At 56.5% G+C, this 26,878-nt stretch carries 26 protein-coding genes; 15 read left to right on the forward strand and 11 right to left on the reverse strand.

Annotation, left to right across the window (positions count from 1 at the left end):
• The first annotated feature begins 22 nt into the window (after positions 1–22).
• Genes proC through Z948_RS0111610 form a run of 3 tightly spaced genes read left to right on the forward strand, consistent with a single transcriptional unit; the run spans position 23 to position 2,116 of the window.
• On the forward strand, positions 23–838 hold the full coding sequence (proC, locus tag Z948_RS0111600) for a pyrroline-5-carboxylate reductase (RefSeq protein ID WP_025059734.1): 816 nt from the start codon (positions 23–25) through the stop codon (positions 836–838).
• Positions 831–1,169, forward strand: a complete 339-nt coding sequence (locus tag Z948_RS0111605) for a tRNA-binding protein (protein ID WP_025059735.1) — start codon at positions 831–833, stop codon at positions 1,167–1,169. Before proC ends, Z948_RS0111605 begins: the two co-directional genes overlap by 8 nt.
• Positions 1,166–2,116, forward strand: coding sequence for a 2-hydroxyacid dehydrogenase (locus tag Z948_RS0111610; RefSeq protein WP_025059736.1), 951 nt, complete (start codon positions 1,166–1,168; stop codon positions 2,114–2,116). The genes Z948_RS0111605 and Z948_RS0111610 overlap by 4 nt, the downstream gene beginning before the upstream one ends.
• Here the strand turns inward: Z948_RS0111610 and Z948_RS0111615 are convergent.
• Positions 2,103–2,696 carry a thymidine kinase gene (locus Z948_RS0111615; RefSeq protein WP_025059737.1) on the reverse strand — a complete coding sequence of 198 codons (594 nt, stop codon included), beginning with the start codon at positions 2,694–2,696 and terminating at the stop codon, positions 2,103–2,105. The genes Z948_RS0111610 and Z948_RS0111615 overlap by 14 nt on opposite strands.
• Positions 2,697–2,835: 139 nt before the next feature.
• Here Z948_RS0111615 and Z948_RS0111620 point away from each other — a divergent pair, with 139 nt between their 5' ends.
• Both Z948_RS0111620 and arsH read left to right on the forward strand, forming a co-directional pair.
• A complete protein-coding gene (locus Z948_RS0111620) occupies positions 2,836–3,294 on the forward strand; it encodes a hypothetical protein (RefSeq protein ID WP_025059738.1) in 459 nt (152 codons plus the stop codon).
• Positions 3,287–4,003 carry an arsenical resistance protein ArsH gene (arsH, locus tag Z948_RS0111625; protein WP_025059739.1) on the forward strand — a complete coding sequence of 239 codons (717 nt, stop codon included), beginning with the start codon at positions 3,287–3,289 and terminating at the stop codon, positions 4,001–4,003. The genes Z948_RS0111620 and arsH overlap by 8 nt, the downstream gene beginning before the upstream one ends.
• Here arsH and Z948_RS0111630 read toward each other — a convergent pair.
• Entirely contained in the window at positions 4,000–5,124 is a 1,125-nt protein-coding gene (locus Z948_RS0111630) for a beta-ketoacyl-ACP synthase III (protein WP_025059740.1), read from the reverse strand. The genes arsH and Z948_RS0111630 overlap by 4 nt on opposite strands.
• A 175-nt stretch (positions 5,125–5,299) precedes the next feature.
• Between Z948_RS0111630 and Z948_RS18470 the strand changes: the two genes are divergently transcribed.
• Together Z948_RS18470 and Z948_RS0111640 are read left to right on the forward strand one after the other, a co-directional pair.
• Entirely contained in the window at positions 5,300–5,737 is a 438-nt protein-coding gene (locus Z948_RS18470; protein WP_025059741.1) for a BrnA antitoxin family protein, read from the forward strand.
• 205 nt (positions 5,738–5,942) lie between these two features.
• The gene (locus tag Z948_RS0111640) at positions 5,943–6,527 is read left to right on the forward strand and encodes a hypothetical protein (protein WP_025059742.1); all 585 of its coding nucleotides are present in this window, start codon (positions 5,943–5,945) and stop codon (positions 6,525–6,527) included.
• Positions 6,528–6,579: 52 nt separating this feature from the next.
• Here Z948_RS0111640 and carB read toward each other — a convergent pair whose 3' ends face one another.
• Complete coding sequence (gene carB, locus Z948_RS0111645; protein ID WP_025059743.1) at positions 6,580–9,912, reverse strand: carbamoyl-phosphate synthase large subunit; 3,333 nt, start codon at positions 9,910–9,912, stop codon at positions 6,580–6,582.
• 660 nt (positions 9,913–10,572) lie between these two features.
• Between carB and Z948_RS0111660 the strand changes: the two genes are divergently transcribed.
• The gene (locus Z948_RS0111660) at positions 10,573–11,046 is read left to right on the forward strand and encodes a tRNA (cytidine(34)-2'-O)-methyltransferase (RefSeq protein WP_025059744.1); all 474 of its coding nucleotides are present in this window, start codon (positions 10,573–10,575) and stop codon (positions 11,044–11,046) included.
• On the opposite strand, the gene Z948_RS0111665 is transcribed toward Z948_RS0111660, so the two are convergent.
• The gene (locus Z948_RS0111665) at positions 11,047–11,808 is read right to left on the reverse strand and encodes an alpha/beta fold hydrolase (protein WP_025059745.1); all 762 of its coding nucleotides are present in this window, start codon (positions 11,806–11,808) and stop codon (positions 11,047–11,049) included.
• A 53-nt stretch (positions 11,809–11,861) separates the two neighbouring features.
• Here Z948_RS0111665 and Z948_RS0111670 point away from each other — a divergent pair, with 53 nt between their 5' ends.
• A complete protein-coding gene (locus tag Z948_RS0111670; RefSeq protein WP_025059746.1) occupies positions 11,862–12,236 on the forward strand; it encodes a hypothetical protein in 375 nt (124 codons plus the stop codon).
• Here the strand turns inward: Z948_RS0111670 and Z948_RS0111675 are convergent.
• The 4 genes from Z948_RS0111675 to glyA all read right to left on the reverse strand — a co-directional run bounded on the left by Z948_RS0111675 (position 12,233) and on the right by glyA (position 15,806).
• The gene (locus Z948_RS0111675; RefSeq protein ID WP_025059747.1) at positions 12,233–12,628 is read right to left on the reverse strand and encodes a (R)-mandelonitrile lyase; all 396 of its coding nucleotides are present in this window, start codon (positions 12,626–12,628) and stop codon (positions 12,233–12,235) included. The two genes, Z948_RS0111670 and Z948_RS0111675, sit on opposite strands and share 4 nt — an antisense overlap.
• Positions 12,629–12,702: 74 nt before the next feature.
• A complete protein-coding gene (locus Z948_RS0111680) occupies positions 12,703–13,824 on the reverse strand; it encodes a hypothetical protein (protein ID WP_025059748.1) in 1,122 nt (373 codons plus the stop codon).
• A 71-nt stretch (positions 13,825–13,895) separates the two neighbouring features.
• A complete protein-coding gene (locus tag Z948_RS0111685; protein WP_025059749.1) occupies positions 13,896–14,285 on the reverse strand; it encodes an SET domain-containing protein-lysine N-methyltransferase in 390 nt (129 codons plus the stop codon).
• A gap of 243 nt (positions 14,286–14,528) precedes the next feature.
• On the reverse strand, positions 14,529–15,806 hold the full coding sequence (glyA, locus tag Z948_RS0111690) for a serine hydroxymethyltransferase (RefSeq protein WP_025059750.1): 1,278 nt from the start codon (positions 15,804–15,806) through the stop codon (positions 14,529–14,531).
• Between the two features lie 212 nt (positions 15,807–16,018).
• Between glyA and Z948_RS0111695 the strand changes: the two genes are divergently transcribed.
• Both Z948_RS0111695 and Z948_RS0111705 read left to right on the forward strand, forming a co-directional pair.
• Positions 16,019–16,780, forward strand: a complete 762-nt coding sequence (locus Z948_RS0111695) for an NAD kinase (RefSeq protein WP_025059751.1) — start codon at positions 16,019–16,021, stop codon at positions 16,778–16,780.
• Between the two features lie 271 nt (positions 16,781–17,051).
• Positions 17,052–18,148, forward strand: a protein-coding gene (locus tag Z948_RS0111705; RefSeq protein WP_156026492.1) for an IS3 family transposase whose coding sequence is annotated in 2 segments (ribosomal slippage) — positions 17,052–17,298 and positions 17,298–18,148 — 1,098 coding nt in all. Because the reading frame shifts where the segments join, the coding sequence is not laid out codon by codon here.
• A gap of 88 nt (positions 18,149–18,236) precedes the next feature.
• On the opposite strand, the gene Z948_RS0111710 is transcribed toward Z948_RS0111705, so the two are convergent.
• A complete protein-coding gene (locus Z948_RS0111710) occupies positions 18,237–18,650 on the reverse strand; it encodes a hypothetical protein (RefSeq protein WP_025059752.1) in 414 nt (137 codons plus the stop codon).
• Positions 18,651–18,886: 236 nt separating this feature from the next.
• A complete protein-coding gene (locus Z948_RS0111715; RefSeq protein ID WP_025059753.1) occupies positions 18,887–20,779 on the reverse strand; it encodes a propionyl-CoA synthetase in 1,893 nt (630 codons plus the stop codon).
• A 220-nt stretch (positions 20,780–20,999) separates the two neighbouring features.
• Between Z948_RS0111715 and Z948_RS0111720 the strand changes: the two genes are divergently transcribed.
• Positions 21,000–21,464, forward strand: a complete 465-nt coding sequence (locus Z948_RS0111720) for a hypothetical protein (RefSeq protein ID WP_025059754.1) — start codon at positions 21,000–21,002, stop codon at positions 21,462–21,464.
• 62 nt (positions 21,465–21,526) lie between these two features.
• Here the strand turns inward: Z948_RS0111720 and Z948_RS0111725 are convergent, their stop codons facing one another.
• Positions 21,527–23,800: an NADP-dependent malic enzyme gene (locus Z948_RS0111725; RefSeq protein WP_025059755.1), complete on the reverse strand. Its 2,274-nt coding sequence runs from the start codon at positions 23,798–23,800 to the stop codon at positions 21,527–21,529.
• A gap of 178 nt (positions 23,801–23,978) precedes the next feature.
• On the opposite strand from Z948_RS0111725, the gene Z948_RS0111730 reads away from it, so the two are divergent.
• Genes Z948_RS0111730 through Z948_RS0111740 form a run of 3 tightly spaced genes read left to right on the forward strand, consistent with a single transcriptional unit; the run spans position 23,979 to position 26,875 of the window.
• On the forward strand, positions 23,979–24,371 hold the full coding sequence (locus Z948_RS0111730) for a cytidine deaminase (RefSeq protein ID WP_025059756.1): 393 nt from the start codon (positions 23,979–23,981) through the stop codon (positions 24,369–24,371).
• Positions 24,372–25,676 (forward strand): thymidine phosphorylase, encoded by a 1,305-nt coding sequence (locus tag Z948_RS0111735; protein ID WP_025059757.1) that lies wholly within the window; start codon positions 24,372–24,374, stop codon positions 25,674–25,676.
• Positions 25,676–26,875 carry a phosphopentomutase gene (locus Z948_RS0111740; protein ID WP_025059758.1) on the forward strand — a complete coding sequence of 400 codons (1,200 nt, stop codon included), beginning with the start codon at positions 25,676–25,678 and terminating at the stop codon, positions 26,873–26,875. Before Z948_RS0111735 ends, Z948_RS0111740 begins: the two co-directional genes overlap by 1 nt.
• Positions 26,876–26,878 lie beyond the last annotated feature (3 nt).

Genomic DNA, 26,878 nt, shown 5'->3' on the forward strand with positions numbered 1-26,878 from the left:
CCCCAAAGATATAGGGGGACGTATGAAAGATTCACGAATAGCGGCTGACGGCCTTGTGTTGTTGGGATGCGGTAGAATGGGCTCGGCCATGCTTGAGGGGTGGTTGGCGCGCGGATTGCCTGCCACGTCAGTTTGGGTGATCGATCCGATGCCATCGGCGTGGTTGCAGGGCACTGGCGTTCACATCAATCAAGAATTGCCAAAGAGCCCCGCCATCGTATTGGTCGCGGTTAAGCCGCAGATGATGACAGAGGCACTGCCTAGTTTGCAGAACATGGGCAATGGCAAGACATTGTTCGTGAGCGTCGCTGCAGGGACGCCGATCTCGTTCTTTGAAGATACTTTGGGCGCGCAGACCCCTATCGTGCGCGCGATGCCCAATACGCCTGCTGCTATCTCTCGCGGTATCACGGCGATCGTTGCAAACGCGCAGGCGGGCGATCAAGGGCTGGACGAGGCAGAGCTTCTTTTGTCAGCTGTGGGAGAGGTCGTGCGCCTTAGCGAAGAAGCGCAGATCGATGCGGTCACAGGGGTGAGCGGCTCTGGCCCTGCCTATGTTTTCCACATGATCGAAACGCTTGCCGCTGCGGGCGAGGCCGAAGGTCTGCCCGCTGATATGGCTTTGCAATTGGCCCGCGCCACCGTTGCCGGAGCAGGCGCCCTTGCGATGGAAGCAGATGAAACCCCGTCGCAGCTTCGCATCAATGTCACCAGCCCCAATGGCACGACCCAAGCCGCGCTAGACGTTTTGATGGATGCCGAAACCGGCTTGCCTGCGTTGATGCGTAGGGCTGTGGCGGCTGCGACCAACCGATCAAAGGAGCTCGCCCGTGGCTGAAATAACGTTCGATGACTTTTTGAAAGTAGACATCCGCACAGGCAAGGTTGTAAAGGCCGAAGCCTTTCCCGAGGCGCGAAAGCCTGCGATCAAAGTCTGGATAGATTTTGGAGAAGAAATCGGCGTGCGCAAGACCTCAGCGCAGATAACAGCCCATTACAGCCCAGAAACGTTGATTGGGAAACAGGTGATGGGCGTTGTGAATTTCCCACCCCGCCAAATCGGACCTTTCATGTCCGAGGTTCTGTTGCTGGGTGTACCTGACGAAGAGGGCAGCATTGTTCTGGTTTCACCCGATCACGACACCCCAGCGGGAGGGCGCATGCATTGAAAAAAGTACTGGTATCCAGAATCCTGCCTGAAGAAATTTATCCCTTGCTCGATGGCGTTGAGGTTGTTCGTAGGGATCAGACTTCGGTGATGAGTGAAGCTGAAATGCGGGCGGCGCTGCAAGAGTTTGACGGCGTTATTTGCACGCTCGGCGATCAGTTCTCTGCAGAGGTTTTCGCGGATGTTCCCACGCCACGATGCAAGATTTTGGCAAACTTCGGCGTTGGTTTTAACCACATAGACACCAAGGCGGCAAAGGCCGCAGGCGTGACCGTTACCAACACACCCGGCGCGGTTACGGACGCAACGGCAGACACCGCCATGACCCTGATGCTGATGAGCGCACGACGCGCCGCAGAGGGCGAGCGGCTGGTGCGGTCGGGCGAATGGGAAGGCTGGCACCCCACGCAAATGCTGGGGCTGCATCTGTCGGGCAAGGCGGTTGGCATTGTCGGCATGGGCCGCATTGGGCAGGCGATTGCACGGCGTTGCCACTATGGTTTTGATATGGCGGTCCATTATTTTGGCCGAGGCCCCAAAGAGCTGGATTTTGACGCAACCTTTCACCCCGACCTGTCCGAGATGGCCTCATTGGTAGATGCCTTGGTCATCGCGGTTCCGGGTGGGGCTGAGACAACCCATTTGATCGATGCAAAAATTCTGGCAGCGATGCGCCCCCACGGGAGGCTCATCAATATCGCTCGGGGGGAGGTTGTTGAACAGCGCGCCCTTATTGAGGCTTTGCAGAATGAGACAATCGGCGGTGCCGGTCTGGATGTTTACGAATTTGAACCAGACGTCCCATCAGAGCTGCGGGATTTGGAAAACGTGGTGTTACTGCCCCATCTAGGGACAGCAACCAGAGAGGTCCGCGTGGATATGGGGCGCATGGCGGTTCGGAACTTGTTGGCATTCCTGCAGGGGGATACGCCGCCTAACCTCGTTTAACGCTCTCGCCCATCGCTTCGCGCCAATGGCGGCGGCAAAGAGAAACATAGCTTTCGTTGCCGCCGATTTGCACCTGTGCGCCTTCGCGTAAAGCATTGCCATCAGCATCCAGACGGACAACCATCGTCGCCTTTTTCCCGCAGTGGCAGATCGTCCGGATTTCACGCATTTCATCAGCCAAAGCTAAGAGCGTCGCAGACCCCGGAAACAGCTGCCCTTGGAAGTCTACCCGCAGCCCGTAGCACATGACCGGAACGCCCAGATCATCAACGGCACGGGCCAAATCCCAAACTTGGTCGGCGCTCAGAAAATGCGCCTCATCCACAAAAATACAGGCGCAGGGGCCTTGTTTTAGACGGTTAGAGATCTTTTCCAATAGGTTCTCATCCCCGCGATAAGTGTCGGCGTCTTCGGAAATACCGATGCGGGACGCGACCTTGCCCTCACCTGCGCGATTATCGAGTTGCGCAGTCATAAGATAGGGAACCATGCCGCGTTCGCGGTAGTTATGCGCGGCCTGCAGCAGGACTGTCGATTTACCCGCGTTCATGGTCGAGTAGTTGAAATATAATTTAGCCATGTGCGTATTTATCCGTCAGAAGGTCTTGCGTGCAATCGTGTCGCGGGGTTTTTACAATTTGCGAAGGAAATTGCACTAGGACTCTGCAGATATGAAGGATATGTTGCTTTAAGAATTATACCGATTAAGGGTTGAATTAATGGATGCTGCTGGCAACTATTTGAAAAAGCACACAGAAGCGTTGGTCAAAGCAGTTGGCGTTGAAGCGGCCTGCGAGGTCACGGGGAAATCCAAGGCCACTTTGGGCCGGTATTACTCTGACCACGATGAACATGCGGACCGTTTTATGCCGGTTGATGCAGTTGCTGCTCTGGAAGCTGCAGCGGGATATCCCCATCTGACGCAAGCGCTGGCCGAGCTGTCAGGCGCGCACCTTGATTATGATGAGCGTCGTCCTAACGACAATACCGTAGGCGGTGTGAACGCTGATGTGATCGCTCTTAGCCAGCGGTTTGCGATGCTGATGGCCGAGTATCAGCAATCCATCGCGGATGGCAAAATCACGGTGAATGAGGCCAAGCGCCTGCTGAAAGAGACCACAATGCTGCAGCAGGTTCTGGTGGACATGAAGCTGCATCTGGAAGACGAAAGTGTCTGACGAGCTGCCAGCGTTGGTCGCTGAAGCGCTACCGAAAATTGATGTTGAAGCTCTGAAGGCTGATCGTGATCCTGGCCATAAGCCACGGATTTTGCTGCTATATGGCTCTCTGCGCGAGCAAAGCTATTCCCGCCGCGCGGTCGAAGAATCTGCGCGTATTTTGCGCTATCTAGGTTGCGAGACCAAGATATTTGACCCAACGGGTTTGCCGCAACCAGATGGGGCAGAGCCCGAGCACCCCAAAGTTGCCGAGCTGCGAGAATTGGTCGTGTGGTCAGAAGGAATGGTCTGGTCCAGCCCAGAACGTCATGGCGCGATGACCAGTATCATGAAGGCTCAGATCGATTGGCTGCCGCTTTCGCTACAGGGTGGCATCCGTACGACGCAGGGCAAGACGCTGGCGGTGATGCAGGTTTCGGGTGGCTCGCAGTCGTTTAACTCGGTCAACCAGATGCGCATTTTGGGGCGCTGGATGCGGATGATCACGATCCCAAATCAGTCAAGTATCCCAAAGGCTTGGCTGGAATTTGATAGCGAAGGGCGTTTGCCCGCCGGTCCGTTCTATGCGCGTATTGTGGACGTTATGGAAGAGCTGGTGAAATTCACTTGGCTCACGCGCGGACGTTCCGACTATTTAGTGGACCGCTATTCCGAACGCGTTGAAAGCGTTGAAGAAGTTCACAAACGGGTTTCCACCAAAAGCACTTAACCGTGCTTTTGGAGAATAACTGATCCCACTGAATACCCAGCACCAAATGAGCAGATGAGGCCAATGTCACCGTCGTCTAAGTCATTGGAATATTTAGCAAATGCAATCACTGAGCCTGCGGAAGATGTGTTTGCGTAATCCTGCAGGATGTTGGGCTGTTCACCTGCTTCTGGGGAGCGGCCCAGAACCTTTTTACCGATAAAATCGTTCATGGATTTATTGGCTTGGTGAAGCCAAAGTCGTTTAAGATCAGAGGCTTGCACGCCTTCTTCGGCCATCTGGTTCGCAATGTGGGCCGAGACCATCGGCAAGACCTCTTTGAACACTTTACGCCCGTTCTGCATGAATTGCATATCGCGGCGGTCGGCCACGCCATCAGGGCGCGAACGGCGCAGGAAGCCGTTGTTGTTGCGGATGTTGTTCGAGAAGTCAGTCGCGCAACGGGTTGATTTGATTTCGAAATAGGGGCCAGTAGCATCCTCGGAGCGTTCAAGCAAAACAGCTGTGGCAACATCGCCAAAGATGAAATGACAATCACGGTCGCGCCATTCTAAATGGGCAGAACATATTTCTGGGTTAACGACCAGTGCGCTGCGGATGGAGCCAGAGCGGATCATGTCTGCGGCGGCCTGAATTCCGAAGGTGGCAGAGGAGCAGGCGACGTTCATATCAAAGGCGAAGCCCTTGATTTCTAACAGCTCTTGGATCTCGATCGCGACGGCGGGGTAGGCGCGCTCTAGGTTGGAGGCGGCGCAGATGACGGCGTCTACGTCGGCGGCGGTTTTGCCTGCGTCTTTGAGCGCTTTTTGGGCGGCGTCTAGGGCCATTTCGGCCATCAGGCTTGGCTCGTCATCGCTGCGTTGGCGCAGCAGGGGGTGCATCACAGTTGGGTCAAGGATGCCTGTTTTATCAATGACATAGCGCTGGTTGATGCCAGAGGCCTTAAAGATGAACTCTTCGGAGGAGTAATCCTTGGCTCGGAGGTCGCCAGCGGCAATTTTGTCTGCGTTTTCAGCGTTGTAGATGTCGACGTAGGCGTTGAAGGATTTGACCAGCTCGGCGTTGGTGATCACCTCGGAGGGGGTAAAGAGGCCAGAGCCTGTAATTGCGGGTGTGTACATCTCGTTTTCCTCTTTGATCACTGCGGGTTGGCGGGGTTAATGCCTGTGGATAACGCCCTGTCTGCAAAACTGTCACATTCTGTGCACCACACGTACACTGGGGGTGCATACGCATTGTTCGGAACTTGTTAACGAAAATTATCGACGCTGCCCATGATAAAATTCGGAGGTTTTCATGGGACGTATGGGGAAAATTCAGCGCGAGCATCAAAACTATTTTGTGGACCTGATGAAGCAGATCGAATGGGACCTGCATCAGGAAATGCTGGACGCGCGGCGGGTGCCTGATGCGTGGCACGAAATTGCACGGGGCAAGATGCGGCAAGCCAAGACGCGGGTCACCTTGCGGCTGGAAGAGGACGTGGTGAAGTTTTTCCGCAAGATGGGGCCAGGGTATCAGCAGCGGATGAACGATGTGCTGTCGGCATGGATGCACGGGCGGCTGGCGGGGCTGATCGACGGGCCAGATGCCAGTGACATTGACCTAGAGCTGATGCGGGTGGATTGGCGCGCACGGTTGGGCGACCGAGAGCTGAGCGAGCGGAATTTGGTGCGTGGTAAGGACGGGCGGATTTTTGATGTGGAGGCCGTGCGGTATTTGGATGAGGGGTGAGGCGCACCTCTTATGTGGAAGGAAACCGCAATTTTGTGCGCTGTGCGCTACATGGGAATGAAGTCGGTTCTAGAGCATTGCCTTGTAGAGTGATGCATAGTCTAACTTGCATACTGCTCTACTAGTTCATTCTACTGGCGTTTTGTCGGATTCTGGGATCAAAGTATTTTATTGATACGGGCGACATATTCGGAGGAATGAAAAGGTGGATGCAATCGGAGAGTGGAACTGGGCTCTCGCCATAACCACTGCTAGGTATAATTCGTTGGTTGTAAAAGATATTTTTGCGGGGTGGTCAAGCGTAGGCGTTGATCCACATCCCCCCATCCATGAGATAATTTTCTGCGCAACAAACTTAGCCTTTGCCACTGAGCTTTACCTAAAGGCAGCATGTGTTGCGTGTGGTGAAAGATCGCCGCCAAAAAAGCATGAGCTTTTGACAATCTTCAACAACATTCCAAAGACTGATAGAGAAGAAATACTATCTTTGTATGAAAGCACATTTGAACCAAAATATAGCGGCCTGAGAAGTGGTGAGATCTGGCTTAGGTTGGGTGACAATAATCTGCCAAGTGACAATCGCCCCGCAAGTCTACTTGATGTTTTAGGCCACTATTCTGCGAGTTATGAGGACTGGCGTTATATTTTCGCGATGGGAAAGAAGGCTAATCCATCAAATCTAAGGGCGCTACATTATTCCCGCCTGATAGGATTATGTGAGGCTATAGACCACTTTATGCAGATAAGGTTCCCAAAGATTGTGCGTAAAAACGAGATAAGTATCTATTAGTAAATGCACGATCGAAAAAGCTAAAGCGTGAGCTGCCAAGCTGCAGGAGGCCTCACCCCTGCAGCGGCTTCACCCCGATATCATCCTCTGCCTGCGCTTTGATCGCCAGTGCGGCGGCATGGGCGCCTGCGGCGGTCGTGTAGTAGGGGATTTTATCATAGAGCGCGATGGAGCGGATGGATTTGCTGTCTTCCACCGCTTGGGCGCCTTCGGTTGTGTTCATCACCAGATGGATCGCTTCGTCTTTCATCATGTCGGTGATGTCTGGGCGGCCCTCGTAGACTTTGTTCACGGTCTGGCAGGGGATGCCTTGTTCGGCCAGCCATGAGGCCGTGCCGCGGGTGGCGACGATGGTGAAGGATTGCTCAATCAAGATACGCGCGGCGTCGATCACATCGGCGGTTTTATCGGCGTCTTTGATCGACAGGAACGCGTTGCCTGTGCGCGGCAGGATGGTGCCTGCGCCCATTTGCGCCTTGAGGAAGGCGCGCGGGAAGTCGCGGTCCCAGCCCATGACTTCGCCGGTGGAGCGCATTTCAGGCCCCAGAATTGTATCCACGCCGGGGAAGCGGGCGAAGGGCAGCACGGCCTCTTTCACCGAGAACCACGGCATGTTGGGATCGGCCAATGTCATCGGATCGCCCAGCGGCAGGGTGTCGTTGTATTTCGCGTCTGCGTCATAGGCGGGGCGCAGGGGGAAGTTGGAGAGCGGCTCACCCGCCATGACGCGCGCGGCGATAGAGGCGATGGCGCTGTCGGTGGCTTTGGCCACGAAGGGCACGGTGCGCGAGGCGCGTGGGTTGACCTCGATCAGGAAGATCTCGCCGTCTTTAATGGCGAATTGGATGTTCATCAGGCCGACCACATTGAGGGCTTTGGCCAGCGCTTTGGTTTGCACTTCGACCTGTTCGATGATGTCACGGCTCAGCGAGTAAGGCGGCAGCGAGCAGGCGCTATCGCCAGAGTGCACGCCGGCCTCTTCAATATGTTGCATGATGCCCGAGACATGCACATCTGTCCCGTCCGAGATCGCATCCACGTCCAGCTCAACCGCGCCAGACAGGTAGCTGTCCAACAGCACGGGGCTGTCGCCTGAAACGACCACGGCTTCGGAGATGTAGCGCTCAAGCTGGCTTTGGTCGCGCACGATTTCCATGGCGCGGCCGCCCAGAACATAGGAGGGGCGGATCACCAGCGGGAAGCCGATGTCGGCGGCGATGGTCAGCGCCTCGGCGTCAGAGTGGGCGATGCCGTTGTTGGGCTGTTTCAGACCGAGGTTTTGCACCAGATCGGCGAAACGTTCGCGGTCTTCGGCAAGGTCGATCATGTCGGGCGTGGTGCCGAGGATCGGGATGCCTTCGTCGTTCAGGGCTTGGGCGATTTTCAGCGGTGTTTGGCCGCCGAACTGCACGATCACGCCGTGCAGCGTGCCGTTTTCTTGCTCAACCCGCAGGATTTCCATGACGTGCTCAAAGGTCAGGGGCTCAAAATACAAGCGGTCCGAGGTGTCATAGTCGGTGGAGACGGTTTCAGGGTTACAGTTGACCATGATCGTCTCATAGCCCGCGTCCGTCAGCGCATAGCAGGCGTGGCAGCAGCAGTAGTCAAATTCGATCCCTTGGCCGATGCGGTTTGGACCGCCGCCCAAGATGACGACCTTTTTGCGGTCCGACGGGCGGGCTTCGCATTCGACTTCGCCCATCATAGGGGATTCGTAGGTCGAGTACATGTAGGGGGTTTGGGCCTCGAACTCAGCGGCGCAGGTGTCGATGCGTTTGAACACGGCTTTCACGCCGAGGTTCAGGCGCGCGCGGCGCACGTTGTCTTCGTCGCGGCCGGTCAACGTGGCAAGGCGGGCATCGGTGAAGCCCATCATCTTGATCTTGCGCAGGGCGTCTTCGGTGACGGGCAGGCCGTTTTTGCGGATGTCTTCCTCGGCGTCGATGATTTCGCGGATGCGGTCGAGGAACCATGGGTCAAACATGGTGGTCGCGTGGATTTCATCGTTGCTCAGCCCGTGGCGCATGGCTTGGGCGATGGTGCGCATGCGGTCGGGGGTGGTCTGAGAGATGGCCTTGATCACAGCGGCCTTATCCGGCGCGCCGGGGATTTCGATTTCGTCAAATCCGGTCAGGCCTGATTCCATGGAGGCCAGCGCCTTTTGCATGGATTCGTGGATGGTGCGGCCGATGGACATGGCTTCGCCCACGGATTTCATCGCGGTGGTCAGGTAGGGTTCTGAGCCGGGGAATTTCTCAAAGGCGAATTTCGGAATTTTTGTGACGACATAGTCGATGGTGGGCTCAAAGCTGGCCGGTGTGACGCCGGTGATGTCATTGTCCAGCTCGTCCAGCGTGAAGCCCACGGCCAGTTTCGCCGCGATCTTGGCGATCGGGAAACCTGTCGCCTTGGACGCCAGCGCCGAGGAGCGCGACACGCGCGGGTTCATTTCAATCACAACCATACGGCCATCCGCAGGGTTCACGGACCACTGCACGTTGGAGCCGCCCGTTTCCACGCCGATTTCGCGCAGCACGGCGATCGAGTGGTTGCGCATGATCTGGTATTCTTTGTCCGTCAGGGTCAGCGCGGGGGCTACGGTGATGGAATCACCTGTGTGCACACCCATCGGGTCGACGTTTTCGATCGAACAAACGATGATGGCGTTGTCTGCCGTGTCGCGCACCACCTCCATTTCGTATTCTTTCCAGCCCAGCAGGGATTCGTCGATCAGGATTTGGCCCATTGGCGAGGCGTCCATGCCCGAGCGGCAGTAGAATTCATAGTCTTCGCGGTTATAGGCAATGCCGCCGCCGGTGCCGCCCATGGTAAAGGCAGGACGGATGATGGCAGGCAGACCGATTTCCTCAAGCGATTCCAGCGCCAGCGCCACACCCGCAGCGAGGTCTTTTTTGCCGTCGGCGTCTTTGGGTGCTGTGCAGATTGTCGCGCGGGGGTTTTCAATGCCCAGACGGTCCATTGCTTCGCGAAAGAGCTGACGATCTTCTGCCATTTCAATGGCTTCGCGCTTCGCGCCGATCATCTCGACGTTGAATTTTTCCAGCACGCCCATTTCTTCAAGCGCCAGCGAGGTGTTCAGCCCCGTCTGGCCGCCCATGGTGGGCAGCAGCGCGTCGGGGCGTTCTTTTTCGATGATTTTCGCCACGACCTCGGGGGTGATGGGTTCGATATAGGTGGCATCTGCCAGACCGGGGTCTGTCATGATGGTCGCCGGATTGGAGTTCACGAGGATGACGCGGTAGCCTTCCTCTTTCAACGCTTTACAGGCTTGCGCACCAGAGTAGTCGAATTCGCAGGCTTGTCCGATGACAATAGGCCCCGCACCAATGATCATGATCGACTGGATGTCGGTTCTCTTTGGCATGGCGTCAGCCCCCTATTTTTTGGCAAATTTGTGCGGTTATAGGCGCTGTGTGGCGGGGTGCAAGATGGAATCAGTTAAGTTTTTTGTAACAAGCACCGTTGGGCGTCATGGGAAGCGGATCCAACCCTATTCAACGGTGGAGAGGGCGTTTTTCTAACGTCTGAAGGTGTAGAGAGGTTTAGTGGAAAAGGTTGGGAGGGATCAAAGCGGATGTTTGAGCAAGTTGCGGTGAAGGGCGGGTATGAGCCAACCTACCAATGTCGCATTGTGCGCGAATGTCTGCTCTCGTGTTCCAAACTGGTTTTGCATTTGGCTGTTCAAATTGGCGGATCACTTCAAGCGCAACGCAGAAAGGACGCTTAGATGGAAAACTTCTACTTTGATACTGATGGTTTCCAGGACCTCGAAGAACGGCTCAAGGAAAACGTCAATGAAATTGGTGGCTTTGCTCTCTGCTCATAGCAGCCATTCAGTCCGTTACGATCAACGGCAACTTTGGCGCATAGCAGACATCTATGCCGATCGCGCCCCATGTCTGGTTTTGGCATCGGCTTGGGTAAAATGGCAGGTTGGCGTTGTTTGTGCCCCTTGAGGCGGGGTAGGAGGGCAGGGATTGCTGAGGTGGTCTTGCCTTTGCCTTTAAGAGAGCGGGTTGTTGTGATGTCTGAACCGAAGATGAAAATGGTGCTTGTGACGCCTGAGATCCCTTATAACACGGGCGCAATTGGGCGGACCTGTGTGGCGCTGGACCTTGAGCTGATTTTGATCAAGCCTTACGGGTTTTCATTGGATGAAAAATCGGTGCGCCGTGCGGGGACGGATTATTGGAAGCATGTGAACTTGTCTGAATATGACAGTTGGGCGCATTTTCTGGAGGACCGTCAGCCCGAGCGCGGCCAGCTGCATTTCTATGAAGAAGACGGCGCGCAGACGTTTTATGAGCCCGAGTATCCGCGCGATGCTTATCTGGTCTTTGGCTGCGAATCTGCGGGCCTGCCCCCTGAGGTGTTGGAGGGCATGGAGGACCGTGTCTTTAACCTGCCGATGTTGGACAAGCGGGTGCGCTCGCTCAACCTTGCCAATGTGGCTGCGGCGGTTGTTTATCAGGCAATGCGGCCGCAGCTGGGCGGCTAGTTAGCTGTCGAGGTAGGTGCGCACGGCGGCTTCGAATTCGCGGGGGCGGTCGGCGTGCAGCCAGTGGCCTGATTGCGGGATTTTGGCGAATTTGGCTGCTGGGAACAGGGATTTGATCCGCGGGCGATCCTGCGGCGTGACATAGTCGCTATCGGCGCCTGTGAGGAACAGCGTGGGGTTTTCGAAGGTCCCTGAGACCTCGGGAAAGCCGATGATATGGGGCATTTGGGCATCCAAGACATCGAGGTTCAGCCGCCACTGTTTCCCAGCAACGTCCAGCGACTGCGTGAAAAAGCTTTGCAGGGCGGGTTCGACGCCTTGTTGGCCCAGCTGCTCTGCTGCTTCGGAGCGGCGGGTGACGGCGTTCAGATCAACGGCTTTCATCGCGTCGATCTGGTGGGATTGGGTGTGCGCATAGGGCACGGGCGCGATATCGGCGACGATCAGGCGGCGCAACAGCTGAGGGTGTTGCAGGGCCATGACCATGGATGCTTTGCCGCCCATGGAGTGGCCTAACAAGTCAACAGGGCCGCCGATGTGCTGGATTAGCTCGGCGAGGTCTTGGGCCATATCGGGATAGGTTTGCGTGTCTTTGCGCGGGCTTTGGCCGTGGTTGCGCATATCGGGGGTGATCACGCGGCGGGTGTCGGATAGGCGTTTGGCGATCACGCCCCAGTTGCGGCCAGAGCCGAACAGGCCGTGGGCAATGACAAGGGGGGGCGTGTTTGTGTGGCTTTCGCCAAATTCGGTGTAACTAAGCATAAGACAGGCCTAGCGCCATTGCAGCGCCAAGGCCAGCACCTTAAACATCCCTTATGATCACCGATAAAGATATGGCGGCCAAGTCGCGCAAGCTGCGCGGTTTAATGCAGCAAAAGCTGGATGTGCGGGGGCGCGATCTGCGCCAGTCTTTGCGCCGAGCGGGGCGGCGGCTGCCGAAATCGGTACGCAAAAGCGGGGCCGAGTTAATGCGGGCCGAGATGCTGGCGCATAACCCGAAAACAGCCCGTCAGGTGGATGCCGCGCAGGTGGATCAGGCCTATGACAAAATGCGCGCCCATCTGGAAGCCATCGATGTCGCCGAGCAGCGCAAATCCCGCATCCTAAGCCTGACAGGCGCCATTGTTGCGAACCTGTTGCTGGTTATCGTTTTGTTCGTTGTTTGGCTGTGGTGGCGCGGTTACGTCTAGGCCGAATATTCTGCGTCGGTGACGTGTTCCATCCATGTAACGGAAATGCCGTCCAGCTCTTCTTGCAGCGCGATATGGGTCATGGCGACATCTGGCGCGGCGCCGTGCCAGTGTTTTTCATCCGGTTCGAAATAGATGGTGTCGCCTTGGCGGATAACCTCGATGGGGCCGCCTTTGCGCTGGGCCAACCCGATGCCTGCGGTGACGATGATCGTTTGGCCTAGCGGGTGGGTGTGCCACGCGGTGCGCGCGCCAGCTTCGAACGTTACGGTCACGCCGCGCAGGCGGGCGGGGGCAGGCGTGCTGATCAGCGGGTCCATCCGCACGGTTCCGGTGAAATATTCAGATGGGCCTTTGCCTGAGGGGCGTGAGCCAGCGGGGTGAATGATCATGATGCGTTTCCCTAGGGTACTTGGGGCTTGAAGCCGTTAGCGTTTGGGGTGGCGACCTATAGCGAGGTCATGGATTATTTGAATTGGGTCGTCACAAAGCGGTATAGCACCGCTGCGAGGATGACGACATTTGCAGCTATCAGCGAAAAGAGAATGATATTTCCGCTATCCGTAGCCCAATATCCATTGCTGACGATGGTTCCCCATTCCAGAGCTGTCCAAATGCTCATCAAGCTGCCAAAAATACCCAAAAGCCCGACGGCGGCGACGATAAACAGCAGCCTCGATTGTTGCCGCTCCTGAATCAAGATCCGTGACTGATAGCCTGACGCCAAAAGTTCGTGTGAATACCGAAGGGTTTTTTCGACATAGTCGCTTTCTTCGGCCATGTCCCAAAACTGATAAAGATCGTCAAACGCTACTTTTAGCCATGGTTTGAGGTTGGCCGAAAAATCGCGCAGTTCATGCCCCCAAACGGTGACATCAAAAAGCCTGCGCACTACTTCGTGGCTTGAGGTGATATCGCTCTCGATTGTTTGGTGTTTTGCCAGCAGACTTGTTTGTTCAATGCAAAAATCCCTTTGCCCGCGTTGCTGGTACCAAACACCTTGGAGACGCATCACCACAGCGGCAAAGCGGGTGATGCTGAGCAAATCGGTTCGCGCCAAGGAGGAATAGCTCCATCCGGGGGCGAAGGGCCTGTTTTCAGGGTCGCTTTCGCGCAGCTGCAACCCTTCCAGCCCCAAAAATTCGGAAACGCGGGCCTGTTGGCGGCTGTCGGTTTGATCGAAACACATGAGAGTATGGATCGCCGTGTTTTCCACAAGCACGAGTTTATCAAGGTCGAGATTTTTCGGCTTAACATGGCTTAGGTGTTTTGCAATCTCGGGCAATTCCTTACGGATAATTGCGAGTATATCGGCATGTTGGTCTTGGGTTTTCTCGTGGTCCATCTCAACGAAATCCACGCGGCACACCTCACCTGTTTGCAGCACAACGAGCGTGGATCTGTCATTTGGGTGGTCCCCTAATGCGGGGAGTTCTTTTGCAAAGAGATCTTGGGCTTTTAAGGCCGCGAGCATGGCCCCTGTAGAGGTCTCGGCAAGGCTGGTTTCTTGGGAGTCCTGAACCAAAACTTCGGATCGTTTGCCGTTATGACAAGTGAAGCCCTCAAGGGCCACGTTTTGTGCAAACAACGTAGAGAGATGTTGCCGCCAAGATATCCAGTGTTTTGGCGCTATTCGAATAGCGGTAATAAATACAAATTTCATCTGAGGTAAGCGCACCGATCTGACATGAGGTATTTCTGGGGGAACCCGTTTTCGAGATAATCGAGCAAGAGCTCATCTCCTGCTGGGATATCGTTTTTGGCAACCAGTGCATAGGTCTTGGGGTCGATGGTGAGGTTTGGCGTTTTGCTGTGGTTGATCAAGTAATAGCTTGTCGGTTGGTCGCGCAAAAGGATCAGGGTGTCATCTAACGCATTCCATTCCTGCGTTGACAGAAGGTCAAAATCCTCTTTGTGGTCAATGATTTGGCCGTCGAGATGGCACAGTATTTCACCCTTTGTACGCTTCACGCGGGTAAACAATCCATCTCCATTGTAGGCGCTTGCGCCTTTGACGGTTTCGGGGATTGTTTGGATGAACGTTGGCATGGGCCTCACTCCTAAGGAATTCCAAGGGTACCGTAGCAGGGGGGCGAATGCTGTAAATAGTATGATCCCAAATATTAATTAGGGCGCTTAGTCAAAATGGGGCTGGGTCCGCAAACGCTTGGCCGCGGCGGTCATTGTTGGGCGTGGGGCATTGGGGGGGGGCGTGCAGTTGCCCGCATGGGGGGGCAAAACAAAATCGTTTGTAACGAATTGCGCGCCCCGATGTCGGGGCGCGCGGTGTTTTTACAGGTTGGGGTACATTGGGAAGCGGGCGCACAGGGCCTCTACTTCGCCTTTTACCTTGGCTTCAACGGCTGCGTTGCCTTCTTCACCGTTGGCAGCAAGGCCGTCGACGACCTCGATGATCCAATCGGCGATCTGGCGGAACTCGGCCTCGCCAAAGCCGCGTGTGGTCCCTGCGGGCGAGCCGAGGCGGATGCCGGAGGTTACGGTTGGCTTTTCAGGGTCAAACGGCACGCCGTTTTTGTTGCAGGTGATGTGGGCGCGGCCCAATGCCTTGTCCACGATGTTGCCTGTCACGCCTTTGGGGCGCAGATCCACCAGCACGACGTGGGTGTCTGTGCCATGCGTTACTGTGTCCAGACCACCTTTGATCAGCTGATCGGATAGCGCCTGTGCGTTGACGATAACCTGTTTGATGTAGGTTTTGAACTCTGGCTGCAGTGCCTCGCCAAAGGCCACGGCCTTGCCTGCGATGACATGCATCAGCGGGCCGCCTTGGATGCCTGGGAAGATGGCCGAGTTCAGCTTTTTCGCCAGTGCCTCGTCATTGGTGAGGATCATGCCGCCGCGTGGGCCGCGCAGGGTTTTATGGGTGGTTGTTGTCGCAACATGGGCATGTGGGAAGGGGGAGGGGTGCTCACCCGCCGCCACCAGACCCGCAAAGTGGGCCATGTCGACGTGCAGATAGGCGCCAACGCTGTCAGCGATTTCGCGCATGCGGGCAAAGTCGATCTGGCGCGGAATGGCGGAGCCGCCTGCGATGATCATTTTCGGCTGGTGCTCGGTTGCGAGGGCCTGAACCTGATCGTAGTCGAGCAGGTTGTCTTCCTTGCGTACGCCGTATTGGATGGCGTTGAACCATTTGCCTGATTGGTTTGGCTTGGCACCATGTGTCAGGTGGCCGCCTGCGTCCAGTGACATGCCGAGGATGGTGTCACCGGGCTGGAGCAGCGCCTGAAACACACCTTGGTTGGCTTGTGAACCAGAGTTCGGCTGGACGTTGGCAAAGCCGCAATCAAACAGTTCGCAGGCGCGTTCAATCGCGAGGTTCTCGGCGATGTCGACGAATTGGCAACCGCCATAGTAGCGACGGCCCGGGTAGCCTTCGGCGTATTTGTTGGTCATCACGCTGCCTTGGGCTTCCATGACGGCGGTTGAGACGATGTTTTCGGAGGCGATCAATTCGATCTCGTCGCGCTGGCGGCCCAGTTCAAGGCCGATGGCTTCTGCGATGGCTGGATCGGAATCGGCGAGCTTGCGGGTGAAGAAATCTGACATTTTAGGTCCTTGGACAAGTGCTGCGGTTTCGTGTTTCGTATCGGAAACCCGAGAGAAGGTGAAGATGCGAAAGCGACTGAGCGTGAGATAGATGCGCCAATTCGGTTGTGCAGCTATCTTTTTCATGGATTAGGCGATTTAGGGCTGCATCGCTGGCGCACATGGGCCTATTGTGGGTGTTAGAGTGGAAAGCGGCGCAGATCGGAAACATGATGCCTCAGAAACTATCCTTTTTGGCGAGCCGGACACCGGTGGCACAGACAGCGCGCGCGGCGTTGATTGGCCGTTACGGTGATGTTTTGCCCGAAGAGGCGGATGTGATTGTGGCGCTGGGCGGGGATGGTTTCATGCTGCAAACGCTGCACGCCACCCAAAAGTTGCCCGCGCCTGTTTACGGGATGAACCGTGGCACCATCGGGTTTTTGATGAACGAATACGCCGAAAGCAATCTGCGCAAGCGGCTGGATGCGGCGGAAGAAGAGGTTATTAACCCTTTGTCGATGAAAGCCACCCATGTGGATGGCACTGTTTCGGAGGGGCTGGCGCTCAACGAAGTTGCGCTGCTGCGGCAGGGGCCGCAAGCGGCCAAGTTGCAAGTCACGGTGGATGAACGCCTGCGCATGCAGGAGCTGGTCTGCGATGGGGCGCTGGTGGCCACGCCTGCGGGATCAACCGCCTATAATTATTCAGCCCATGGCCCGATCCTGCCGATCGGTGCGGATGTTTTGGCCCTGACGGCGGTGGCGGCCTTTCGCCCGCGCCGTTGGCGGGGGGCGCTATTGCCAAAAACGGCGGTAGTGCGTTTTGATGTGCTTGAGCCAGAAAAGCGCCCCGTTATGGCGGACGCGGACGGCACCAGCTATCGCGATGTTGTCAGCGTTGAAATCCGATCCGAACCAAGCATTTCGCACCGGATTTTGTTTGATCCCGGGCATGGATTGGAAGAGCGGCTGATCTCGGAGCAGTTTAGCTAAGGGCAGCGGTAGTAGGTTGTTGTGGTGGAGCTGCCGCTGAGGGCTGGTTTGAACTCGGAACAGAGCTGCGCTCTTTTGTGGACAAATTTCTGCTACCCAAGGGAAGCCCAAAACCGTTAACAACCACAAGGGTTTTGAGCCGGTTTTTGACGCTATAAAGCAGCTTGATTTGGGATCCTTCTAAAACGAGGACGTGCGGCACACACTTTGACCTGAGCCCCTAAAACTCCTCCAAATTTGTGTAGAGTCCGCCCAACAAAAGGACGGACAAATGAAGGCACGATTTACGGATGAACAGATCATTGCGATGATCAAGGAACAGGAAGCTGGCGAGAAGACCGCTGATGTATGTCGGCGGCATGGGATCAGCTCAGCGACGTTTTACAAATACAAATCAAAGTATGGCGGCATGGAACCGTCTGATGCGAAGCGTTTGCGGGCACTTGAGGATGAGAATGGCAAGCTGAAGAAGCTGCTAGCGGAGCAGATGCTGGACAACGCCATGCTGCGAGATATCAATTCAAAAAAGTGGTGACGCCTGCCTTGAAGCGGAAAGCTGTGGCGCACCTGATGGAACAACATCAGGTCAGCCAGCGGCGGGCGTGTGATGTTCTGCAAGTTGATCGGTCATCGGTTCGGTACCTATCGCGACGCAGCGATGATGCTGAACTAAGAGACGCTATCAAACGCGTTTCGAGAGAACGTCGACGGTTTGGGTGCCGCCGTGTCCATGTGATGATCGCGCGGGAGGGTTTCGAGGTGAACCACAAAAAGGTCAGGCGCATCTACCGCGAAGAGAAGCTGCAGGTGCGCCGCAGAGGCGGCAGAAAGCGCGCTTTGGGCACAAGGAAACCGATGGTACTGCCCGACGGTCCGAACCAACGCTGGAGCTTGGATTTCGTATCAGACGCGCTGACAGACGGACGTCGCTTCCGCATTCTTGCCGTCGTGGATGATTACAGTCGGGAGAACCTAGTGTTGGTCGCGGACACGTCTCTTTCAGGACATCGTGTCGTGCGTGAGCTGGGTAAGATCATCGCTGAACGCGGTATGCCGAAGACAATTGTGTCGGACAACGGCACCGAGTTCACCAGCATGGCGATCCTCAAATGGGTTCAGGATACAGGCATTGATTGGCATTACATCGCGCCTGGAAAGCCCCAGCAAAACGGCTTCGTCGAAAGCTTCAACGGTAAGCTGCGGGATGAATGCCTCAATGAAACGCTCTTCGGCACATTGCGCGAAGCCCGACAAACGCTGGAGGAATGGCAAGAAGACTATAACTGGCGCAGACCACATTCAGCTTTGGGCAACCTGACGCCCATGGAATTTTTGCAGAGAAAGACAATGGACAAAATGGCTGCCTAAGGCCAAAGATTTAACCCCAAGGACTCCGCGCCAAGCTGGAGGAGACTTGGGGCACAGGTCAACTTCCCTCGCGACCCTCAGTGACTGACTAAGGGCTAGGTTGGTCTGGCCGAAGTTTATCGCGTTCGGCGATTTGCGTCACGCCGTCCCACCGAGAGGTCATGATTTCTAATGATTCTTCGACAAGATCGCGGATGAAGTCTTTGTTCTTTTCAAAATACGCAGGGCTGGAAATGGATACCTTACGAGACAAGCTCTTTCCCTTGAGCAGCTTTTTCTTATCGATAAGATCGGAGCCATTCAAAAAGGTGAGCTGTGGCTGCTGTTTAGCATTAAGATGCAGCTTTACGACAACGACTGACCCGATGTGATAAACCAAGTAGAAGTGGGCCCTGAATTCACCGAGTTCTGGTGAAGTAGACAAGATCAAATCTCGTATGGGCGAAAGACTCTGCCGATCTTCGGGTGACTTGTTAAGGCAGTAGATGTCAAACTCTGTCATAAAACTCTCTGAACTGAATGACAAAACTATAGCCCAAAATTACTCGGCATGAACCCCGAATTTGCGATGCCGACTTCCACCAAACTTAGTGGAACCTGTGCACATACACACCTAAAACGCCGTTGTTGGAAAGCTGCTGTTGGGTCGCCGCCGCGAATTCACACATCGTCCGCGTGGCGGGCATTTGAGCATAGCGGTGAGGTTGGCCGCTATGCTCGGGTTTTTGGGGTGGAGGCTTAGTCTTTGGCAAAGCCGATGGCTTGCAGCGCCTCTTTGATCTCGTCCAGAATTGCGGGATCGTCGATGGTGGCGGGCATTTTGAAAGCTTCGCTATCGGCTATTTTCACCATTGTGGCGCGCAGGATTTTGCCTGAGCGGGTTTTGGGCAGGCGATCCACCACCAGCGCCAGTTTGAACGCGGCGACGGGGCCGATCTGATCGCGGATGAGTTTCACACATTCCTTCGTGACTTCCTCATGCGGGCGGTTCACGCCGCTGTTGAGGCAGACAAAGCCCATAGGCGCCTGACCTTTGAGGGCATCTGCCACGCCGATGACGGCGCATTCGGCCACATCTGGGTGGCTGGCGAGGACTTCTTCCATGGCGCCTGTGGACAGGCGGTGGCCTGCGACGTTGATCACGTCATCGGTGCGCGCCATGATGTAGAGGTAGCCATCTTCGTCAATCATGCCCGCATCGCCCGTTTCATAGAAACCGGGGAAGGCGTGCAGATAGCTTTTCTGAAAGCGGTCTTCGGCGTTCCACAGGGTTGGCAGCGTACCAGGGGGCAGGGGCAGTTTGATCACAATCGCGCCCAGCTCACCCGCAGGAAGGGGGTGGCCAGCATCGTCGAGGATTTGCACATCATACCCTGGCATTGGCACGGTGGGAGAGCCGATTTTCACCGGAAGCGCCTCTAGCCCCGCAGGGTTGCCTGCGATGCAATAGCCCGTTTCGGTCTGCCACCAGTGGTCATACACTGGCACGCCAAGGCTTTCTTGGGCCCAGACGATGGTGTCTGGATCGGCGCGCTCACCCGCGAGGTAGAGGGCGCGCAGGCCTGAGATGTCGTATTTTTTGATCTCAAGGCCTTTAGGGTCTTCGCGTTTCACGGCGCGGATGGCGGTGGGGGCGGTGAAAAAGCTGCGCACGTTGTGCTCTTCGATCACGCGCCAGAAGGTGCCTGCATCGGGGGTGCCGACGGGTTTGCCCTCAAACACCACGGTGGTGTTGCCGTGGATCAGCGGGCCGTAAGCGATATAGCTGTGGCCAACGACCCAACCCACATCGGAGGCCGCCCAGAACACATCACCCGGATCACATTGATAGACGTTTTTCATGGTCCAGTTCAGCGCAACAAGGTGGCCAGCGGTATGGCGCACCACACCCTTTGGCGCGCCTGTGGTGCCTGACGTATAGAGGATATAGGCGGGGTGGTTACCCTCAACCGGAATGCAATCGGCTGGGGTGCCAAGCGCGATGGCGGCGTTCCATTCCAGATCGCGGCCTTCGATCAGGTCACAGATTTCCTGTTCGCGTTGCAGGATGATGCAGGTGTCTGGTTTATGCTTGGATTGTTCAATCGCATCGTCGAGCAGCGGTTTATAGTGGACCGTGCGGTTTGGTTCGAGACCACAAGACGCCGCGATGATCGCCTTTGGTTCGCAATCGTCAATGCGTACGGCCAGTTCATGCGCCGCAAAGCCGCCAAACACAACCGAGTGGACCGCGCCGATACGCGCACAGGCCAGCATCGCCTCGATCGCTTGGGGGACCATGGGCATATAAATGATGACGCGGTCGCCTTTGGTGACGCCTTGGGCCACCAGCGCGCCAGCAAGGCCAGCAACGCGGGTTTGCAGATCAGCAAAGGTGATTTTCTCTTTGGCGCCAGTGATGGGGCTATCATAGATCACGGCGACCTGATCGGCGCGGCCATTTTCAACGTGGCGATCAACGGCGTTGTAGCAGCTGTTTACTTTGGCGTCGGCGAACCATTCATATAGGTTGTCGCCTTTATCAAACAGTGCCTTGTTGGGCGCTTCGACCCAATCGATTGCTTGTGATTGTTCCAGCCAGAAACCTTCTGGATCAGTTTTTGCGGCGTTATAGACCTCTGCATATCCCATGACATTTTCCTCCCTCGTGGTTGGATATCTTGTTGGCGCAGAGGGGGAGGAGGGGCAAGAGGTTTGCGTGTCGCAGGGGAAGGGGGTGTAAATATTTTTACATTGAAAATTCGCCAAATCCGAGAGAATCGGGCTTGATAACACTTTGGTAACAGTTCATTTTTTGCGCGACACCTCATTTTGAAGAGGTGAGATTCTATTTTTCCTTGGGGGGAATTAAATGAAAAAGACTTTTGCTGCTTTGGCAGCTGTTGGCCTGATGCTGAGCGCCTGTGCGCAGACGGTTTATCCCGAAGATGTTCTGGCTGGGGATGCGCTGACGAACCGATTGACGAATACAAAGCTGCATTTACGTGTTGTGAGCGAAACCAAACCGCGTAAAGGCGCTGCAACAAAATTTGTTGTGAAAATGCTGCCGACAGGCGTTTCCACATGGGAAAACAATGGCAAATACCGCCGTGTCACCCTGAGCAACTGGGAAGTGCGCGGCAATATGCTGTGTCTGGACGACCCGAACCGCAAGTTCTACGAAGAACGCCGCCGCCGTGAGGGAAAGAAGATTTACAAGCGTGAGAAGAACGCAAACTGTAGCCCTGTCGCGATCCAAGGCGATCTGATTACAATTCACACGCCAAAAAGCTCTTATCTGAACCGTGCTTTGACGGGCCGTATTCAGGACCTCTGAAGAGGGCAACATTTGATTTCAAAGGCCGCGCAGGAAACTGTCGCGGCCTTTTTGTTTTGCTTTTAGCCGTATTCGGCGACGGGTGTTCCTGCGATGGCGGCCATGTTCAGCAGCCCGCGCGCGGTGATAGAGGGCGAGACCACATGCGCGCGGTTGCCCATGCCCATCAGGATCGGCCCAACCTCTAGGCCGCCCCCTTTCATTTTCAGGATGTTACGCACGCCAGAGGCCGCATCGGCATGGGCAAAGACCAGCACATTTGCAGGGCCTTCCATCCGGTTGCCGGGGAACAGGCGTTTGCGCAGATCGGGGTCTAGGGCGGTGTCGATGTTCATTTCGCCTTCATAGGTGAAATCATGGTTGCCCTCATCGAGGATTTCGATCGCGCGGCGCAGGCGGCTGCCAGTGTTGGCGCCTTGATTGCCGAATTGCGACTGGGAGCACAGGGCGACGTTGGGCGTCAGGCCAAAACGGCGCACATGGCGCGCAGCCCCGATGGCGATTTCGGCCAGCTGTTCGGGGGTAGGGTGTTTGTGCACTTGGGTGTCGGCGATGAACAGGGGCCCGTCTTCGAGGATCATCATCGACAGCGAACCATGGGCGCGGTGGCCATCGCGGCCTAGGACCTGATCGATATAGTTCAGGTGCCAGCGGGTTTCGCCAAAGGTCCCACAAATCAGGCTGTCTGCTTCGTTCCGGTGCACCATGACCGCGCCAATGGCTGTGGTGTTGGTGCGCATAATAGCGCGGGCAATATCGGGTGAAACACCACGGCGGGCCAGCAGGCTGTGATAGGTTTCCCAATAATCGCGATAGCGGGGATCATTTTCGGGGTTCACCAGATCAAAGTCCTGACCGAGGCGTAGGGTTAGCCCCGCCTTTTCCATCCGTTTTTCAATGACTTCTGGGCGGCCAATCAGGATCGGGCGTTCTGATGTTTCTTCTAGGATCGCTTGGGCTGCGCGCAGCACGCGTTCGTCTTCACCTTCGGCAAAGACAATGCGGCGCGGGGTGGAACGGGCGGCCTGAAAGACGGGCCGCATGAGCAGGGCGGATTTAAAGACCGAGTGATCAAGGCCGGCCTTATAGGCCTCCATATCTTCAATCGGGCGGGTGGCCACACCGGTTTCCATCGCCGCCTTTGCCACAGCCGATGAAACAATGCCCACAAGGCGCGGATCAAAGGGTTTGGGGATCAGGTAATCGGCGCCAAAGGTCAACTGTTCGCCCTGATAGGCGGCGGCGGCCTCGGCCGAGGTGGTTTCGCGGGCCAGCGCGGCGATGCCTTCAATGCAGGCGATCTTCATCTCATCGTTGATGGTGGTCGCGCCAACATCCAGCGCGCCGCGGAAGATGAAGGGAAAGCAGAGGACGTTGTTCACTTGGTTCGGGAAATCCGAGCGGCCTGTCGCGATGATCGCGTCAGGTGAAACGGCGCGCGCGGCATCGGGCATGATTTCCGGTGTCGGGTTGGCGAGGGCAAAGATGATCGGAGCCGAAGACATTTTGGCGACCAATTCGGGCGACAATACATTCGGGCCAGATAGGCCAAGGAACATATCCGCGTCAGGGATCACGTCTTCTAGCGTGCGCAGGTCGGTTTTCTGGGCATATTCGGATTTGATCGGGTTCATATCCTCGGTGCGGCCTTCATAGACCAGCCCATGCACATCACACAGCCAAACGTTTTCGCGTTTCACACCCAGTTTCAGCAACATGTTGAGGCACGCAATCCCTGCCGCACCGCCCCCTGTTGAGACGATTTTGATGTCTTCGAATTTTTTGCCAGCAACGTGCAGGGCGTTGGTGGCGGCGGCTCCGACAACGATGGCGGTGCCGTGCTGGTCGTCGTGGAAGACGGGGATGTTCATCCGCTCGTTGCAGATACGCTCAACCGTAAAGCAATCGGGGGCTTTGATGTCTTCGAGGTTGATCGCCCCAAAGGAGGGTTCAAGCGCGCAGACGATATCGGCCAGTTTTTCTGGGTCGGGCTGGTCTACTTCGATGTCAAAGCAGTCAATGTTGGCGAATTTCTTAAAGAGGACGGCCTTGCCCTCCATCACCGGTTTGGAGGCCAGCGCCCCGATATTGCCAAGCCCAAGCACCGCCGTGCCATTGGTGACAACCGCGACCAGATTCGCCCGCGAGGTATAAAGGGCGGCGGTTGCGGGGTCTTTTTTGATTTCGATACAGGCTTCTGCCACGCCGGGGCTATAGGCGCGAGAAAGGTCGCGGCCGTTGGCCAGTGGTTTGGTCGCGCGAACCTCCAGCTTTCCTGGTTTTGGAAAGGCGTGATAATCAAGGGCTGCTTGCCGGTTGTTGACATTATCTGACACGGTTTGGACCTCGTTGCTGCAATTAGTTTAGTATTAAACTATCTTAAATGAATGGCTAGCGGCAAATTATCAAAGATACGTTATGATATTGTTAGATGGGGGAAATCAACTTGTTAAAACCCTTCGCATCTTGTCGCAACTACAGCTAGAATGAAAGGCCAAGCAACAGGAGTGACGCGTGACAGATTTGCGGGAAGTAGCCATGGCGGTTCGGGAGAACGCCCATGCGCCCTATTCGGGGTTTAAGGTAGGTGCCGCCGTTCGGGCCGCCTCTGGTGAGGTCTATCGTGGGTGTAATGTGGAAAATGTTGCGTATCCCGAAGGGACGTGCGCCGAGGCGGGGGCGATTGCCGCTATGGTTGCCGCCGGAGAAACAGAGGTTCTGGAGGCTTATGTGGTTGCGGGATCACCATTGCCCGTGACCCCCTGTGGCGGGTGCCGCCAAAAGCTGGCCGAGTTTGGCGCGCAGGATGTTGTGGTGACGATGGCAACGGTGGATGGCGTTGAGCAAAAGATGCGCATTGCCGATCTGTTGCCGGGTGCATTTGACCCGTCATTCTTGGGGGGCTGAATGAGCGCTCGGGATATTTTGGCAAAGCTGCGTCACGATCAGGCTTTGAGTGTGGATGAGCTGACATGGGTTGCCGGTGCGCTGGCGGATCAAACGCTGAGCGATGCGCAGGCGGGCGCCTTTGCGATGGGGGTGTGCCGCAATGGGCTGGATCAGGCGGGGCGCGTGGCGCTGACACGGGCGATGTGTGCATCGGGGCAAATGTTGCAGTGGGATTTGGATAAACCTGTTTTGGACAAGCACTCAACAGGGGGCGTTGGCGACTGCGTGAGCCTTGTTCTGGCGCCGGCTTTGGCGGCTTGTGGTGTTTATGTTCCGATGATTTCGGGGCGGGGTTTGGGCCATACAGGCGGGACGCTGGACAAGCTGGAAGCCATTCCTGGTGTGAATGTGATGCTGGATGAGGCGCGGTTGCGCGATGTTGTCGGGCAGGTGGGCTGTGCCATTGTCGGCGCAACGGGGGATATCGCCCCTGCGGACAAGCGGCTGTATGCGGTGCGGGATGTGACCTCGACCGTGGATAGTCTGGACCTGATCACCGCCTCGATCCTTAGCAAAAAGCTGGCGGCGGGGCTGGATGGATTGGTGTTGGATGTCAAAGTCGGCTCTGGCGCGTTTATGAAGGATATCGCAGCCGCGCGCGAGTTGGCGCAGGCCTTGGTCGGTACGGCGAATGCGGCGGGATGCCCGACACGCGCGATCATCACGGATATGAGCCAGCCCTTGGTGCCCAGCCTTGGCAACGCTTTGGAAGTTGCCGAGGTGATGAAGGTGTTGCACGGGATCGAGGCTGGCCCGATGGTCGAGATTTGTGGCGCGCTGGGCGGAGTGTTGCTGGCCCAAGCGGGGTTGGCAAAGGATGCAGATGCTGGTGCGGCGCAGATCGTGGCAGCCATTGCGGATGGCCGCGCAGCCGAGCGTTTCGGCGCGATGATTGCCGCTGTTGGCGGGCCTGTGCAATTTGTCGAAAACTGGCGGCGGTTCCTGCCCGAGGCGACTGTGATGCGCGAAGTCACCGCGCAAACCAGCGGCTATGTGCAGGCGATTGATGCCGAGGCGCTGGGCCTTGCCGTTGTGGCGCTGGGCGGTGGCCGTATGGTGGAAAGTGATCCTGTTGATCCTGCGGTTGGTCTATCGGACGTGGTGCGTCTGGGTGTGAAGGTTGAAAAAGGTCAGCCCTTGGCTGTGGTTCATGCTGCGCGCCCTGCGCAGGCGGATCAGGCCGAAGCCGCAGTGCGTGGGGCCATATCCTTGGGGCGCGGAGCGCCAAATCTGCCCGATTTGATCGCCGAGCAGGTGACCTGATGGCGCGCGCATTTTTGGTTGTGATGGATTCCGTTGGCATTGGGGGCGCGCCCGACGCGGCAGAGTTCTTTAACGGTGAGGTGCCTGACACGGGCGCGAATACGCTGGGGCATATCGGGCAGGCTTGCGCGGTTGGAAAGGCCGAAGAGGGGCGCGCGGGCCCTCTTGCGCTACCAACGCTGGCGTCACTGGGGCTGGGCGCTGCGATCAAAGCGGCGAGCGGTCTGGATGTGCCCTCATTGAGTGCGCCCTTGCAAGGCACATGGGGTGCTGCGCGGGAAGTTTCACGTGGCAAGGATACCCCATCGGGGCATTGGGAATTGGCGGGGCTGCCCGTCCCGTGGGACTGGCACTATTTCACACAGACCGAGGACTCGTTCGGAGCGGATTTGATCGCGCAGGTGAGTGCGGCCGCTGGAACGGACGGGATTTTGGGCAATTGCCACGCGCCCGGCACAGCGATTATCGAACGTCTGGGTGCTGAGCATATGCGCACGGGCAAGCCGATTTGTTATACCTCGGCTGACAGTGTTTTTCAGATTGCCGCCCATGAAGAAACCTTTGGTCTGGAGCGCCTGTTGAAGCTTTGCCAAGACATCGCGCCGATGCTGCATGATATGCGGGTGGGCCGCGTGATCGCACGCCCGTTTGTGGGCGATGCGGAGACGGGTTTTGAGCGCACGCCAAGACGGCGCGATTATGCGATCATGCCGCCCAAACCTGTGCTGAGCAATTGGGTGCAGGATGCGGGTCACGCCACGTTTGCGGTAGGGAAAATCGGCGATATCTTCTCAATGCAGGGCTTTGACGAGGTGCGCAAAGGCACGGATGCGCAACTGATGGGGCATTTGGGCGATCTGGTGCGGGACGCGCCAGAAGGCAGCCTGACCTTTGCCAATTTTGTCGAGTTCGACAGCCTTTATGGTCACCGCAGGGATGTATCGGGCTATGCGCGTGCTCTGGAGTGGTTTGACCGCGAGATCGGCGTGCTGATCGACCAGCTAAAAGACGGTGATATCATGGTGCTAACGGCGGATCACGGGAATGATCCAACGTGGGTTGGCACCGATCACACGCGCGAACAAGTGCCTGTTTTAGTTGCAGGTGCGGGCGTGGGAAGTTTGGGTGAAATCGGTTTTGCTGATGTTGCGGCTTTTGTTGCGGGGCATCTGGGCGTAGATGTTGCCCAAGCAATCTAGGAG

The organism is Sulfitobacter donghicola DSW-25 = KCTC 12864 = JCM 14565, from assembly GCF_000622405.1.
Taxonomy (GTDB): domain Bacteria; phylum Pseudomonadota; class Alphaproteobacteria; order Rhodobacterales; family Rhodobacteraceae; genus Sulfitobacter; species Sulfitobacter donghicola.